This is a genomic window from Nocardioides ginkgobilobae (assembly GCF_054781275.1).
The window spans coordinates 210,546-225,204 of sequence record NZ_BAAGUS010000004.1; the positions used below are offsets into that span (position 1 = coordinate 210,546).

Here is a 14,659-nt window from a genome sequence, read left to right on the forward strand (position 1 = left end):
CGTGCCCCCGGTCCCCATGTGGGACCGGGGGCACGAGACATTTCTGCGTGAAGATGCGGGGAGCCCCCCTCCGTCCACCTCTCTCGGGACGTGTACCTGGACATGAGCATGTTGCACGACCGCCTGGTCGACCTCGCCGCGGACGCCCCTGCCGCCACGCCGGACCCGGGGCTGTGGGACCGCGCCGCGCGCGTCCACCGCCGGCGCCGAGCAGGTACGGCGGCGCTCGCGGCCGTCGCCGTGCTGGCCGTCCTGTCGCTGGTCGGGATCGACACCTGGCAGCGCTCGCCCGGGGTCGACCCCGCCGCCCCGGGCAGCGCACCGGCACTCCCGGCCCGCTTCTACGCGCCGAGCCCCTGGCTCCCCGGCACCGACGGAGAGCCGACGGGTCCGCTGGCGGCGGTCATGACCGCCGAGCGGAAGGGGTGGTTCTCCTCCGGCAACGCCGCCGTCGGGGTGTCGGCGACGACGGGTGAGTACCGGTTCCTGGAACTTCCCGACGACGCGGGCCGGGGGTGGGCGCTGTCGCCGGACGGCTCGCGGGTCGCGTACTGGCTGACGGGTGACCCGTCGGCTTCACCCCAGACCTCGGGCGGCCAGGAGGTGCCCGTCGTCGGCCTCGCGGTCTGGGACGCGGTCACCGGTGAGGTGGTGCGCCACCAGGTGGAGACCGAGCACGGGCTCGCCGTCGACGACCAGATCGTGTGGGCCGACTCCGCGGCCCTCGTCACGCGCTGGGCCCAGTGGCGCGTCGGCGACGACGCGCCCCCGCGGGACCAGGGCGGTGCGATCGACCGGGTCGGGCTGCGGGTGTGGGAGCCGGACGGACCGGTCGGACCGGTCGCGCTCGGCATGGATGCCTACGTCGACGCGGGAAACGGGGAGGGGCAGGTCCTGCTCTCCTGGCGCCGGCGCTCGGTCCTGGACGTCAGGACCGGGAAGCGGTCCGGGCCGGACGTCGTCGGCTCCAGGTACGGGAACGTCAGCGCACTGTCGCCGGACGGCTCCGCGGTGGCCTACCCGCGCGGCAACAAGAACCCCAACCGGCTTGTCGTCGCCCGGACGGAAGCCGAGGAGCCCGAGCTGGTGCTCGACGACGACGTCTGGGCCGCGGTCGCCTGGATCGACGAGGACACGATCGCCTTCACGACCCGCGACACGGAGCAGGACCCGACCCCTGCCTTCATCGAGACCCTCTCGCTGTCGACGGGGGAGCGCAGCGTGCTCATCGACGCTGGCCCCGACCTTCAACCGGGCTTCGACGACTTGGCGACCGACCTCCTGGCCGTGGCGCCCCGCGACTTCCCCGAGCCGGACCGGCCCTGGGACCCGCGGCTCGTCGCGGGCCTGGTCGGATTCGTGGCGCTCGTGGCCGGTCTGTGGGTCCTGGGCTGGAGGCGACGTGTCGAGGCTTGACAGCAGCTCGCGCGACTCCTTCGAGGAGTTCGTGGCCGCCCGGCGCCAGGCGTTGCTGCGCACGGCGTACCTCCTCACCGGCGACCACGGGCACGCCGAGGACCTCGTGCAGACGGCGATGGTCAAGGCCTGGCCGCGGTGGTCGCGGATCGCGGACCGGCCCGAGCCCTACGTGCGCACGGTCCTGGCGCGGGAGGTCACCAACCGTTGGCGCAGCCGTCGGTGGCGGGAGGTCAGCACCGGCACTCTCCCCGACACGGCAGCAGAGACCCGCGACCCGACCGACCGCGAGGTCCTGCGCCGCGCGCTCCTCGAGCTGTCGCCGCGACAGCGCGCCGTCGTGGTGCTGCGCTACTTCGACGACCTCACCGAGCAGCAGACCGCCGAGGTCCTCGGGATCGGGCTGGGCACGGTGAAGTCGCACGGCCGCGACGCCCTGGCCCGGCTGCGGGTGCTGGTCCCCGAGGCGGCGCCGGAGGCCGTGGATACGGTGGCGCCATGATCGTGGCCTTCAGCATCTCCCCGACCAGCAGCGACGACACCGGCAGCGTCTCGGAGGCGGTGGCCGCCGCCGTACGCGTCGTGCGGGAGTCGGGCCTGCCCCACGAGACGAATGCGATGTTCACCAACATCGAGGGCGAGTGGGACGAGGTGATGGCCGTGGTCAAGCGGGCCGTCGACGTCGTCGCAGAGGTCTCGCCCCGCGTCGGCCTCGTGCTCAAGGCCGACATCCGCCCCGGTTGGGACGGGCAGCTCACCGCGAAGGTCGAGCGGGTCGAGCGGCTGCTCAGGGACTGACCGGGCCGACCTGGTCCGGCTCGCCCGTCCGGGCGTGCGAAGGGCTACCTCCTGCTCCGACGGGTACGCGGCCTCCATGTGGTTCGACACGTGGTCGCAGGTTCGTGCGGGTGTTGCTCGTCGGCACGACGACCTACGCCGGGTTGGTCCTCGTGCTGCGCGTCTCGGGCAAGCGGACGCTGGCCAAGCTCAACGGCAGCCTCAGCGTCGTCCCACGCTCCAGCGCCGGCGATCTCGGCGCGCTCGTTGACTGCCACCGACAGGAAGGACCCTCCCGATGAACGACCATGGCACCGGACGGACCTACGCGCGCTTCGGGCTGATGATCGCCACCTCGACGGTCACGATGTACGTGCTGACCTACACGAACCTCTTCGACATCGAGCATGCGCACGTCAGTGAGGAGCGCATCTACATGGCCGTGCTGATGGGCTCGGCGATGGCCATCATCATGCTCGGCTTCATGTGGTCCATGTATCCCCGCACCGCCGTCAACGTCGGCATCGTCGCGGGGGCGCTGGTGGTGGGCGGGACGGCCCTCGGGCTCTCGCAGAGCCAGGTGCTGGTCGAGGACGAGGCGTACATGCTCGGCATGATCCCGCACCACTCGATCGCCATCCTGACCAGTGAGCGCGCCGACCTCGACGACGTCCGGGTGCAGGAGCTCGCCCAGGGCATCCGGGACGCCCAGGTCCGCGAGATCGCGGAGATGGAGTGGCTGCTCGACGACATCGACGCGAACGGGCCCGCGACCTCGGAGCAGGAGGCGCAGGAGCGGCCGGTTCCCGAGTTCGACGCGCAGGGGGAGCGGGCAGCCGCAGCGTCGCGCCTCGTGGTGGACCGGCTCCCGATGGCCCCTGCATCGCCTGGCCCCGCCTGACCCGAACTGCCGCCCGGCCACCTGGGGTTCCCCCACTACCCTCGGCGTCGTGAGCGACCCGGCCGAGCAGACGTCACCCGGCGACGGCAGCGAGGGGCCCCCTCTCGGACCGGAGCACGAGCCGAGCACCGAGCCCGCCGCCGGACCGCCCGCGCGGCGGGGCCTCGGCCGCGGTGCGCGCCTCGGTGTCGTCGCGGTCGCGCTCCTCGGGGTGCTGTTCGTGATGACCGCGGCGATGGTCCTGCCACAGGTGGCGGAGCGGGCCCGCCCGGAGCCCGTGGACCTGACCCTCGACGCGGTCGAGGCCTTCGAGGACCTGCCCACGACCCACACCGACGAGGACGTCGACTACCCCACCGAGCCGCCGGTCGGTGGACCGCACGCCGACCGCTGGCTGGACTGCGGCGTCTACGACGAGCAGGTGCCGGCGGAGAACCTGGTGCACGACCTCGAGCACGGGACCGTGGTGATCGCCCACGACCCCGACCTGGACGAGGACGACCGCGAGGCGCTGGCCGAGCTGCTGCCGGACAACGGGATCATGACGCCCTGGGTCGGCCTGGACGCCCCGGTTGTCGTCACCGTCTGGGGTCGTCGGCTCGCCCTCACCGGCGCCGACGACCCCCGCCTGCCGCTCTTCATCGCCCAGCTGGGCAACGGCGAGACCGCGCCCGAGCCGATGGCCTCGTGCGCGGGCGGCATCGAGCCGCCCGCGGACCCGGGCGTCACTCAGGTCTGACGGCCCAGGGCCGATCGCCAGGACTGCCCCTGCTCCTGCCGCCCCCGAGGTCCCCTCATGTCCGCAACGTCCCCCGTGTCCCGGTCCCGTCCCGTCGCACGGCTGGTCGCGCTGCTCACCGCCGCAGTCCTGACCGCCACCCTGGCCGCCGTCGTGCTCGCCGCACCCGCCCCTGCGAAGGGCAAGCCGGGCCCGGGCACCCCACCGACCCCCTCGACCGCCAAGCGGGTAGGCGTCAGCACCGAGGGGGCCCCCGGTGGCGCCGAGCTGCAGCAGCTGGTGTCGCAGCTGGGCCGGGTCCCCGACGAGGTGATGTGGTTCGTGGCCTGGGGCCTGCAGACCGGGTTCCCCGCCGAGGACGCCGCACGCGTCCGCTCGCTCGGCGCGACGCCGGTCATCACGTGGGAGCCCTGGGACACGGCGCAGGGCGCCGACCAGACGACGTACTCGATGCGCAGCATCGCCGCCGGACAGCACGACGCCTACGTGCGCGGCTGGGCCCGGGCGGTGCGTGGCTTCGCGACCCCGGTGGTGATCCGCTTCGCCCACGAGTCCAACGGCACGTGGTACCCCTGGTCGCCGGGCGTCGCCGGCACCACCGCCGCGGACGCGGTCGCGGCCTGGCGGCGCGTGCGCGAGGTCTTCCGCAAGGAGCGAGCGACCAACGCGGTCTTCCGCTGGTCGCCCAACGTGCCCTTCCCCGGCAGCACGCCGATGGCCCAGGTCTGGCCCGGCTCCTCGTACGTCGACCAGGTCGGCCTCGACGGGTACAACTGGGCCGGCCACCTGTCCGGCACAACGTGGCTGCGCTTCTACGACGTCGTGGCCCAGGGCCTGTCCGAGCTCGGGACGCTGACCAGCCTGCCGGTGCACGTCTCGGAGACCGCCACGCCGGAGGCCGCGCCCGACGGCACCGGCGACAAGGCGGCGTGGATCCGCGACATGTTCACCACCCTGCGCGCCGATCCGCGGCTGGCCGGTGTGACCTGGTTCCACCACCGCAAGGAGCTGGACTGGCGCATCGACTCCAGCCCGACCGCGCTCGAGGCCTTCCGCACCTCCTGGGCCGGCTGAGCCGTCGGGCTGGGTAGCGTGGCGGGCGTGTCCCACCTCGAGCCGCTCACCCTGCCCGCGACCGACGACCTCGAGGCCTGGAACGGCTTCCTCGACACCAGGGTCCTCGGCGGGCTCGAGGAGGCCCGCGGGCTGGTCGCGGTGCTGCGGGAGACCCCGGAGGGCGACCCGGGGACGCTGCTGGTCTGGAACGACCTCCACGTCGCCCTCGCCAACGCCTTCGCCGTGGCCGGCCTGCTCTCCCAGGTCCACCCCGACGGTGAGCTGCGCGAGCGGGCCGAGGGCTACGAGCAGCAGCTGCACGAGCTGCGCACCACCCTCATGCTCGACCCGGTCGTGTACGCCGTGCTGTCGGCCGCCCCCACCGAGGGACTGCCCGACGGCGCCGACCGGGTGCTGGCCGACGCGCTGCGCTCCTTCCGCCGCTCGGGCGTCGACCGGGACGAGCGCACCCGCGAGCGGCTGCGGGAGCTGTCCGCGCGTGACACCGACCTGGGCCAAGCCTTCTCCCGCAACATCCGCGAGGGCGCGGGGGAGACCCGCGTGCCCGCCAGCGCCCTGGCCGGCCTGCCCGACGACTACGTGGAGGCGCACCCCGTCGACGAGGACGGCAAGGTCACCATCACCACGGGCTACCCCGACACCAACCCGTTCCTGATGTTCTCCGCGGACCCCAAGGCGCGGCACGCGGTGATGCACACGTTCCTCGACATCGGTTGGCCGGCCAACGACCCCGTCCTGCACGACCTGCTGCGGGTGCGCGACGAGCAGGCCCGGCTGCTCGGCTACGCCTCCTGGCCCGACTACGACGCCGAGGTCAAGATGATCGGCACCGGCGACGCGGTGGCCGCCTTCATCGACAAGATCGCCGAGGCCGCCACCGCCAGTGCGGAGCGCGATGCCGCCCTGCTGCTGGAGCGGGCCCGCCAGGACCACCCCGGCCTGGGCCGGCTGGACGTCGCGGACGCCCGCTACTACGGCGAGGTCGTGCGCCGCGAGCGGTTCGACGTCGACGGCCAGGCGGTGCGGCGGTACTTCGCCTCCGAGCGGGTCCGGGCCGGCCTGCTGGAGGTGACCGGGCGGCTGTTCGGCCTGGAGTACGTCCCGGTCCCCGACGCGCCCAGCTGGCACAGCGAGGTGGCGACGTACGACGTCAGGCTGGCCGACTCCGGCGACCTGCTCGGTCGGATCCACCTCGACCTGCACCCGCGCGCGGGCAAGTACAACCACGCCGCCCAGTTCGACCTGGTCCGCGGGGTGGGTGGTCGCCAGCTGCCCGAGGGCGTGCTGGTGTGCAACTTCGGCCGTACCCGGATGGACCACTCCGAGGTCGTCACGCTGTTCCACGAGTTCGGCCACCTGCTGCACCACGTGCTGGCCGGACGCCACCCGTGGGTCCGGTTCTCGGGCGTGGCCACCGAGTGGGACTTCGTGGAGGCCCCGAGCCAGATGCTGGAGGAGTGGGCCTGGGACCACGGGGTGCTCAGCAGCTTCGCCGTCGACGAGGCGGGGGAGCCGATCCCGGCGGCGCTGGTGGAGCGGATGCGCGCCGCCGACGAGCTCGGCAAGGGCTACTACGCGCGCACGCAGATGTACTACGCGGCCGTCTCCTACCGCTTCCACGCCGAGCTCCCGGTCGACCTGACCCGGCGCTCGCAGGAGCTCTCGGACCGCTACGCGGTCTGGGCGCAGCTGCCCGGCACCCACTTCCACTGCGGCTTCGGGCACCTGGAGGGCTACGGCTCGGGCTACTACACCTACATGTGGAGCCTGGTCATCGCGAAGGACCTCTTCTCCGCCTTCGACCCCGACGACCTCTTCGCGCGCGACGTGGCCACCCGCTACCGCGACACCGTGCTCGCCGCCGGGGGCAGCCGGGACGCCGCCGACCTGGTCGAGTCCTTCCTCGGCCGCCCCTACGACTCGCGCGCCTTCACCGCGTGGCTGGAGGGCTGAGCGCCGTGGACAGCCAGACGTTCAGCGTCCGCACCGGCGGCCGCGACACCGTCCTGGACCTCACCGACCGCGCCCGCGCCTGGGTCGCCGGCCGCGGCGACGGGCTACTGCACGTCTTCGTGCCGCACGCCACCGCCGGCCTCGCGGTGCTCGAGACGGGAGCCGGCTCCGACGACGACCTGCTCGCCGCGCTCGCCGACCTGCTGCCCGCCGACGACCGCTGGCGCCACCGGCACGGCACCCCCGGTCACGGCCGGTCGCACGTGATGCCGGCGCTCGTCCCGCCCTACGCCACGCTGCCGGTGCTCGACGGGGAGCTCGCCCTCGGCACCTGGCAGAGCCTGTGCCTGGTCGACCTCAACGTCGACAACCCCGAGCGCGAGGTGCGGTTCTCGTTCCTGGAGGGTTGAGTCGATGCGGGATCGAACACGTGTTCGATCGTGGCGTAGCATCGGGGTCATGGACCGACTCGTCGCCCCGCCCGGCTGGCCCCGGGCCGTGCGCCCGCCCGACGCACCCGACTGGGAGGCCACGGCCTGCGCCTGGCTGCTGGACCTCTGCCCCCCGGAGTTCCGCTCCTACCCCGCTCTGCGGCGCCACCCCGTCGTGCTCGCGCGGTTCGCGGTGCTGCACGTGGAGGGCTGCCACGCCGCCATCCGGCGCGGGCTGAGCGAGGCCCGCGCCGACCTGCCGCAGGTCGCCGACGGCGACGTGGTGGAGGCGGCCGTGCAGACCTTCCTGGCCGAGGAGGCCCGGCTCGTCGGCGTACGACGCGAGGTCGGCCTCGTGGAGGAGGCGCTGCGCGGGCGGCGCTACCGCGCGCGGCTCTAGCTCGCGGCGGCGGGTGCGGGGGTAGGTTCCCAGGCGTGCACGACTTCGCCTGCATCGTCCTGGTCGACCGTCGTGGCCGCCTGCTCATGCAGGAGCGCGACGAGCACCCGGTCATCGACCCCGAGAAGTGGGGGCTGTGCGGCGGCCACCTCGAGCCCGGCGAGGACCCGCTGACCGGCGCGGTCCGCGAGCTGGAGGAGGAGACCGGTGTCGTGCTGGCTCCCGAGGAGCTCGAGCTGGTCGAGCAGCTGCAGGTCTTCCACGCGGGCTACGGCACCTGGGACCAGATGACCTTCTACGCCGCGGCCGTCGACCTCGACGACCCCGACATCACCTGCACCGAGGGGCGCCAGATCGTCTTCGTCGACCCCGGCCGGGTGCTCGCACTCGACCTCACCGGCTCGGCACGCCAGGTGCTGCCGGGCTTCCTCGCCGGACCGATCTACAGGAGGCTGTCCGCATGACCCGCTCCCGCACGCTCCAGGTCCACCCCGTCGGCCACGACGGCGCCGAGGACGTCGTCGTCGCCACATCCGGCCGGCACGAGGGGGCGGTCTACACCGGCACCGTCGACGGCGCGGTGCTGCGGGTGTCCCACGACGGCCTCAGGGTCGAGCAGGTCGGCAGCACCGGCGGGCGCCCGCTCGGCATCGAGGTCGACCCCGACGGCCGGCTGCTGGTCTGCGACTCCCACCGCGGCGTGCTGCGGATGGACCCCGACACCGGGGCGGTCGAGCAGGTGCTGGCCGCGGTCGACGGCGTCCCCATGGTCTTCTGCAACAACGCCGCGATCGCCACCGACGGCACCGTCTGGTTCTCCGACTCCTCGCGGCACTTCGGCATCGACCGGTGGAAGGACGACTTCGTCCAGGACACCGCGAGCGGCCGGTTGCTCGCCCTGCGCCCCGACGGCTCGGTCGAGACCGTGCTCGACGGACTGCGCTTCGCCAACGGCGTGGCCCTGGCCCCCGACGAGTCCTTCGTCGTCGTCGCCGAGACCCGGGGGCGCACCCTCGTGCGGCACTGGCTCGCCGGCGACCGTGCCGGCACCCGCGACCTCCTCGTGTCCGACCTGCCCGGCTACCCCGACAACATCGCCCGCGGCAGCGACGGCCTCATCTGGGTCAGCATCGCCAGCCCCACCGACCCGGTCGTGGAGCGGCTCGGCCGCGCGCCGCTGTTCGTGCGCAAGGGTGTGACCAAGATCCCGGAGCGGTTCCAGCCGGCTCCGAAGCGCACCTGCCGGGTCCAGGCCTACGACGCCGCCGGCACGCTCGTGCACGACCTGGACCTGGACACGCCCGACTTCCACATGGCCACCGGCGTGCGCGAGCACGACGGGCGCGTGTGGATCGGCAGCCTGCACGAGCCCTCCGTCGGGGTCGTGGATCTGTGACCTCGCCCGTCTAGACTCGGGTACTCCGCCCCGGGCTGCGCGACGCGCACCGTCCCGGGGGAAGCGACGCAGGAGGAGGACCCCCCGAATGGGAGTGCTGGAGTCGGTCTCGGGACCCCGTGACCTCCGGAGCCTCACCGACGCGGAGCTCGACCTCCTGGCGAGCGAGATCCGCGACCTGCTGGTCCGTTCCACCTCGCGGGTCGGTGGCCACCTGGGCCCCAACCTCGGCGTCGTGGAGCTGACGATCGCCATCCACCGGGTCTTCGACTCCCCGCGCGACCGGGTCGTCCTCGACACCGGGCACCAGTCCTACGTCCACAAGATGCTCACCGGTCGGGCCGGCCAGTTCGACGGGCTGCGGCAGGAGGGCGGCCTCTCGGGCTACCCCAGCCAGGCCGAGTCGCCGCACGACATCGTGGAGAACTCCCACGCCTCGACTGCGCTGTCCTACGCCGACGGGCTGGCCAAGGCCTACCGCATCCGCGGGGAGGACCGGCACGTCGTCGCCGTCATCGGCGACGGCGCCCTGACCGGCGGCATGGCCTGGGAGGCGCTCAACAACATCGCGGTCGCCCCCGACAGCCGCCTCGTGATCGTGGTCAACGACAACGGCCGCTCCTACACCCCGACCGTCGGCGGCCTGGCCACCGCGCTGTCGAGCCTGCGCACCGACCCGCGCTACGAGCACGTCCTCGACGTGGTCAAGAAGCGGCTCAACGCCGTGCCGGGCGTCGGCCCCGCGGCGTACGACGCGCTGCACGCCATGAAGAAGGGGCTCAAGGACGCGCTCGCCCCGCAGGGCCTCTTCGAGGACCTCGGCCTGAAGTACGTCGGTCCCGTCGACGGCCACGACCGGGCTGCCATGGAGACCGCGCTCGCCCAGGCCAAGCGCTTCAACGGCCCCGTCATCGTGCACGCCCTGACCCGCAAGGGCTTCGGGTACGACGCCGCCGAGCGCCACGAGGCCGACCAGTTCCACAGCCCCCAGCCCTTCGACATCGAGTCCGGCGAGGAGCGCAAGCGCGGCCGCATCTGGACCGACTTCTTCTCCGACGCCATGGTCGACCTGGGGCACCGCCGCAAGGACGTCGTGGCGATCACCGCCGCGATGATGCACCCGGTGGGCCTGGACGCCTTCGAGGCGCACTTCCCCGAGCGCACCTTCGACGTCGGCATCGCCGAGCAGCACGCCGCCACCTCGGCGGCCGGCCTCGCGATGGGCGGTCTGCACCCGGTGGTCGCGGTCTACGCGACCTTCCTCAACCGCGCCTTCGACCAGGTGCTCATGGACGTCGCGCTGCACAAGTGCGGCGTCACCTTCGTGCTCGACCGCTCCGGCGTCACCGGCGACGACGGCGCCAGCCACAACGGCATGTGGGACATGTCGGTCCTCCAGGTCGTGCCCGGCCTGCGCCTGGCCGCGCCCCGCGACGCCACCCGCCTGCGGGAGCTGCTCGACGAGGCGGTCGACGTCGACGACGCCCCGACGGTCGTGCGGTTCCCGAAGGGAGCGCCGCCGACCGACGTGCCCGCGGTCGACCGTGCCGGGGGCTGCGACGTGCTCGTGCGCTCGGGCGCCCGCGACGTGCTCGTGGTCGCGGTCGGCTCGATGGCCACCACCGCGGTCGAGGTCGCCCAACGCCTGACGGACCAGGGCATCGGCGTGACCGTGGTCGACCCGCGCTGGGTCAAGCCCGTCGACCCGGCGCTGGTCGACCTGGCCCGCGAGCACCGGCTGGTGGTCAGCGTCGAGGACAACGGCGTGCAGGGCGGCTGCGGGGCCTCGCTGCTCCAGGCGCTCGTCGCCGCCGGCGTGCGCACCCCGGTGCAGCTGCACGGGATCCCGCAGGAGTTCCTGGGCCACGCCAAGCGCGACGTCATCCTCGAACGGATCGGCCTCACCGCCCAGCACCTGGCCCGCGGCATCGTCGAGGCCATGGCCGACGACCTGACCGGGGACCTCACCGACGACGGCGACACGGTCGTCGACCCGGGCGCAGCGCAGCCCGAGGTCGCCGGTCCGCCCGGCGACCGGTCGCGTGACCGGCGCGGCTGAGAGGTCCTGGGAGGGAGACCCGCACCTCGGCCACGGCCGGTCGCACCGCAGGAGCGTCCGCTGGGGCTCCGCGCTCGTCGGCGCCGCGCTGGCGGTGGGAGCGCTGAGCGGCTGCAGCCTGCTCTCCGACGACGAGACGTCCTCGCCCGGGACCTCGGCGGCACCGGCACCACCGGGGGTCGTCGAGGAGCTCAAGCGTGTCCTGCGCCGGCGGGCCGTCGCCGTCCGCGAGGGCGACGAGCAGGTCTTCCGCTCCGGGCTGGCCCGTCGCGGCGGTGAGCTGGTCGCGGCGCAGGCCGACTACTTCCGCGCCCTGCAGGACCTGCCGCTCCAGGTGTTCCGCTACTCGTTCGACCCCGCCGACGTGCTGCGCGACGGCGAGTCCTACTGGGTCGTCGTGCGAGTCCACCTCCAGCTCGAGGGGTACGACGCCGCCCCGGTCGTCGCCCGCGACCGCTACCTCTTCACGCCCGGATCACGGGGCCGGCTGCGGCTGGCCTCGGTGACCGACGAGGCGTGGGAGGAGCGCAACGGCGTGGTGGCCCAGCCCTGGGACCGGGGCCCGGTCGAGGTCCGCGAGGTGGCGGGCGTCCTCGGCGTCTTCGACGCCACCTCGGTCGGCAGTGCCGACGCGCTGCTGGAGTCGGTGCAGCGCGGCATCGCCGACGTCAGCGCCGTGGTGCCCTACGCCTGGGAGCGCCGGGTCGTGGTGTACGCCCTGGGCGACTCCGGGTTCCTCGGCTCGCTGGCCGAGCTGCCGGGCGGCGACCCCGAGCTGGTCGACGCGGTCGCGTTCCCGGTGCCGCTCGACGACGCCGACCCGAGCGCCGGGACCGCCGGGGTCCGGGTCGCCCTCCACCCGCGGATGCTGACCCGCGAGGACGGGGCCCGCGACCGGCTCGTGCGCCACGAGCTCACCCACGTCGCCCTCGGACCGCGCGACGACGCCGTGCCGGTCTGGCTCTCGGAGGGGATCGCCGAGTGGGTCTCGGTCGCCCCGCTCGCGCCCGAGGACCGGGCGCTCTCGACGGCCTCGCTCGTGGCCGCCCGCGACGGGCTCGACGGGGAGGAGCCGTCGGGGGAGCCCCTCGACCTGCCCCGCTCCGACGGGTTCAACGGCGCGACCTCGGGCGCCAACTACGGGCTCTCGTGGTGGGCGTGCGAGGCCCTCACGACGGCGTACGGCGACGAGGTGCTGTGGACCCTGGTCGACGACCTCGACGCGGCGGCCGAGGTGGTCACCGCCCGCGGGGAGGACCCGGCCATGGGGGTCGACGAGCGCGGCGAGGAGGTGCTGGCCCAGCGCACGGGGCTCACCACCGAGGACCTCGCCCGGCGGGCGGCGAGGCTGATGCTGGCGACGTACGGGCCCTGACCCCCTCCTCCTCCGAGGCGGGAGCCAGGGCCCGTCGTGGTCCGCTGGTCGTGCGGTGCTCAGTGGAAGGAGCCGAGGCCCTCACGCTCGAGGAGCATCGTGAGCCCGCCGTTCCAGAACGCGAAGCCGGCACCGGTGATCATCGCCAGGTCGAGGTCCTCGGCAGCGGTGACGACGCCCTCGTCGAGCATCAGCCGCGCCTCCTCGGCCAGGCCGGTGAGGACCCGGGTGCGGACCTCCTCGCGCGACAGCACGACCGGCGAGGCCGGCTTCTCCAGCAGCGCCTCGACCTCGGGGTCCAGGGACCCGTCGGGACCGAAGTAGGCCCCCTTGCGCGCCGCCACGACCCGCTCGAGGGCGGGGGAGACGTAGAAGCGGTCGGGGAACGCCGCCGCGAGCGTCTCGGTGTTGTGCAACGCGATGGCCGGGCCGACCAGGGCGATGAGCGTGAACGGCGACATCGGTGCGACACCGGCGAAGGCGCCGTCGACGACGTCGATCGGGGTGCCCTCGTCCAGCACCCGGCTGACGTCGGACATGAAGCGCCCGAGCAGCCGGTTGACGATGAAGGACGGGCTGTCCTGCACCAGGATCGTGGTCTTCTTCAGCGCCTTGCCGGTGCCGAAGGCGGTGGCCAGCGTCGCGTCGTCGGTCTTCTCGCCCTGGACGATCTCCAGCAGCGGCATGACCGCGACGGGGTTGAAGAAGTGGAAGCCCACGACCCGCTCGGGGTGCTGCAGGTCCGCTGCCATCTCGGTGATGGAGAGCGAGGAGGTGTTGGTGGCCAGCACGCACTCGGGGGAGACCACGGCCTCGACGTCGGCGAAGACCGACTTCTTGACCGACATCTCCTCGAAGACCGCCTCGATGACGAAGTCGGCGCCCGCGAAGCCGGTGGCCTTGTCGACCGAGCCGGACACCAGGGCCTTGTGGCGGTTGGCCTTGTCCTGGTTGATGCGGCCCTTGGCGAGCAGCTTGTCGATCTCGGCGTGGACGTAGCCCACGCCCTTGTCGACGCGCTCCTGGTCGAGGTCGGTCAGCACGACCGGCACCTCGAGGCGACGGACGAACAGCAGCGCCATCTGGCTGGCCATGAGGCCGGCGCCGACGATGCCGACCTTCGTGACCGGGCGGGCCAGCGAGCGGTCCGGGGCGCCGGCGGGGCGCTTGGCCCGCTTCTGCACCAGGTCGAAGGCGTAGAGGCTGGCGAGCAGCTCGGGGGTCTGCGACAGCGCGTGCAGGGCGTCGTCCTCGCGGGCGAACCCGGCGTCGCGGTCACCGTCGCGCGCGGCGTCGATCAGCTCGACGGCCTTGGCTGCGGCGGGCGAGGCCCCGCCCGTGCGGGCCTGGGCGACCTGCTGGGCCCGGCGTACGGCGTCGTCCCAGCCCTGGCCGCGGTCGACCTCGGGGCGCTCCACGACGACGTCGCCGCGCAGCACCGAGGCGGCCCAGAGCAGCGACTGCTCCAGGAAGTCCGCGCCCTGGAAGACCGCGTCGGCCAGGCCGAGCTCGAAGGCCTGCTGGCCGCCGACGGTCTTGCCGTTGTTGAGGGGGTTCTCGAGGATCAGCTGGACCGCGGTGGCCGGACCGACCAGGTTGGGCACCAGGTAGGCGCCGCCCCAGCCGGGGACGAGGCCGAGCATGACCTCGGGCAGGCCGAGGGCGGGCGCGGAGTCCATGACGGTGCGGTAGGTGCAGTGCAGCGCGACCTCGAGGCCGCCGCCCAGCGCCAGGCCGTTGACGAAGCCGAAGGACGGCTTGCCGCCGGGGTCGCCGAGCTTGCGGAAGACCGCGTGGCCGAGCTCGGCCACGACCCGCACGGCGTCCGGGCCGCCACCGGCGATGCTGGTGAGGTCGGCGCCCGCGGCGAGGATGAACGGCTTGCCGGTCACGGCCAGCGCGGTGACCTCGTCGTCGGCCAGCGCCGCGTCGATCGCGGTGTTGAGGCTGATCAGGCCGCGGGGGCCGAAGGTGTTGGGCTTGGTGTGGTCCTCGCCGTTGTCCAGGGTGATGAGGCCGATCGTGCCGGCGCCGCCGGGGAGGGCGACCTTGCGCAGCTTGGCCTCGGTGACGCGCTCGGCGTCGGAGGAGATCGCCTGGGCGCGCTCCAGCAGGGTGTCGATGGTGGTGCTCAC

General features: G+C 73.5%; 15 protein-coding genes. 14 read left to right on the forward strand and 1 reads right to left on the reverse strand.

From position 1 onward, the window contains the following. Positions 1-102: 102 nt before the first annotated feature. The 14 genes from ACYVID_RS06150 to ACYVID_RS06215 all read left to right on the forward strand — a co-directional run bounded on the left by ACYVID_RS06150 (position 103) and on the right by ACYVID_RS06215 (position 12,524). Positions 103-1,416 carry a hypothetical protein gene (locus ACYVID_RS06150; RefSeq protein WP_460735432.1) on the forward strand — a complete coding sequence of 438 codons (1,314 nt, stop codon included), beginning with the start codon at positions 103-105 and terminating at the stop codon, positions 1,414-1,416. Next, complete coding sequence (locus tag ACYVID_RS06155; protein ID WP_460735434.1) at positions 1,403-1,918, forward strand: SigE family RNA polymerase sigma factor; 516 nt, start codon at positions 1,403-1,405, stop codon at positions 1,916-1,918. The genes ACYVID_RS06150 and ACYVID_RS06155 overlap by 14 nt, the downstream gene beginning before the upstream one ends. Beyond that, complete coding sequence (locus ACYVID_RS06160; RefSeq protein ID WP_460735436.1) at positions 1,915-2,214, forward strand: MTH1187 family thiamine-binding protein; 300 nt, start codon at positions 1,915-1,917, stop codon at positions 2,212-2,214. Before ACYVID_RS06155 ends, ACYVID_RS06160 begins: the two co-directional genes overlap by 4 nt. Positions 2,215-2,324: 110 nt before the next feature. Continuing rightward, positions 2,325-2,495, forward strand: a complete 171-nt coding sequence (locus ACYVID_RS06165; RefSeq protein WP_460735438.1) for a hypothetical protein — start codon at positions 2,325-2,327, stop codon at positions 2,493-2,495. Then, positions 2,492-3,094: a DUF305 domain-containing protein gene (locus tag ACYVID_RS06170; RefSeq protein ID WP_460735440.1), complete on the forward strand. Its 603-nt coding sequence runs from the start codon at positions 2,492-2,494 to the stop codon at positions 3,092-3,094. The genes ACYVID_RS06165 and ACYVID_RS06170 overlap by 4 nt, the downstream gene beginning before the upstream one ends. Positions 3,095-3,143: 49 nt before the next feature. After that, on the forward strand, positions 3,144-3,833 hold the full coding sequence (locus ACYVID_RS06175; protein WP_460735442.1) for a DUF3105 domain-containing protein: 690 nt from the start codon (positions 3,144-3,146) through the stop codon (positions 3,831-3,833). A gap of 75 nt (positions 3,834-3,908) precedes the next feature. Continuing rightward, positions 3,909-4,907 carry a glycoside hydrolase family 26 protein gene (locus ACYVID_RS06180; protein WP_460735444.1) on the forward strand — a complete coding sequence of 333 codons (999 nt, stop codon included), beginning with the start codon at positions 3,909-3,911 and terminating at the stop codon, positions 4,905-4,907. Positions 4,908-4,934: 27 nt separating this feature from the next. Continuing rightward, complete coding sequence (locus ACYVID_RS06185) at positions 4,935-6,863, forward strand: M3 family metallopeptidase (RefSeq protein ID WP_460735446.1); 1,929 nt, start codon at positions 4,935-4,937, stop codon at positions 6,861-6,863. Between the two features lie 5 nt (positions 6,864-6,868). After that, positions 6,869-7,273, forward strand: a complete 405-nt coding sequence (locus ACYVID_RS06190; protein WP_460735448.1) for a YjbQ family protein — start codon at positions 6,869-6,871, stop codon at positions 7,271-7,273. 49 nt (positions 7,274-7,322) lie between these two features. Then, positions 7,323-7,694: a hypothetical protein gene (locus ACYVID_RS06195; RefSeq protein ID WP_460735450.1), complete on the forward strand. Its 372-nt coding sequence runs from the start codon at positions 7,323-7,325 to the stop codon at positions 7,692-7,694. A gap of 35 nt (positions 7,695-7,729) precedes the next feature. Continuing rightward, positions 7,730-8,158, forward strand: coding sequence for an NUDIX domain-containing protein (locus ACYVID_RS06200; RefSeq protein ID WP_460735452.1), 429 nt, complete (start codon positions 7,730-7,732; stop codon positions 8,156-8,158). Beyond that, positions 8,155-9,090 (forward strand): SMP-30/gluconolactonase/LRE family protein, encoded by a 936-nt coding sequence (locus ACYVID_RS06205; protein ID WP_460735454.1) that lies wholly within the window; start codon positions 8,155-8,157, stop codon positions 9,088-9,090. Before ACYVID_RS06200 ends, ACYVID_RS06205 begins: the two co-directional genes overlap by 4 nt. 88 nt (positions 9,091-9,178) lie before the next feature. Next, on the forward strand, positions 9,179-11,149 hold the full coding sequence (gene dxs / locus ACYVID_RS06210; protein ID WP_460735456.1) for a 1-deoxy-D-xylulose-5-phosphate synthase: 1,971 nt from the start codon (positions 9,179-9,181) through the stop codon (positions 11,147-11,149). Further along, positions 11,133-12,524, forward strand: coding sequence for a hypothetical protein (locus ACYVID_RS06215; protein ID WP_460735458.1), 1,392 nt, complete (start codon positions 11,133-11,135; stop codon positions 12,522-12,524). Before dxs ends, ACYVID_RS06215 begins: the two co-directional genes overlap by 17 nt. Positions 12,525-12,583: 59 nt before the next feature. Here ACYVID_RS06215 and ACYVID_RS06220 read toward each other — a convergent pair whose 3' ends face one another. After that, positions 12,584-14,659: a 3-hydroxyacyl-CoA dehydrogenase NAD-binding domain-containing protein gene (locus ACYVID_RS06220; protein ID WP_460735460.1), complete on the reverse strand. Its 2,076-nt coding sequence runs from the start codon at positions 14,657-14,659 to the stop codon at positions 12,584-12,586.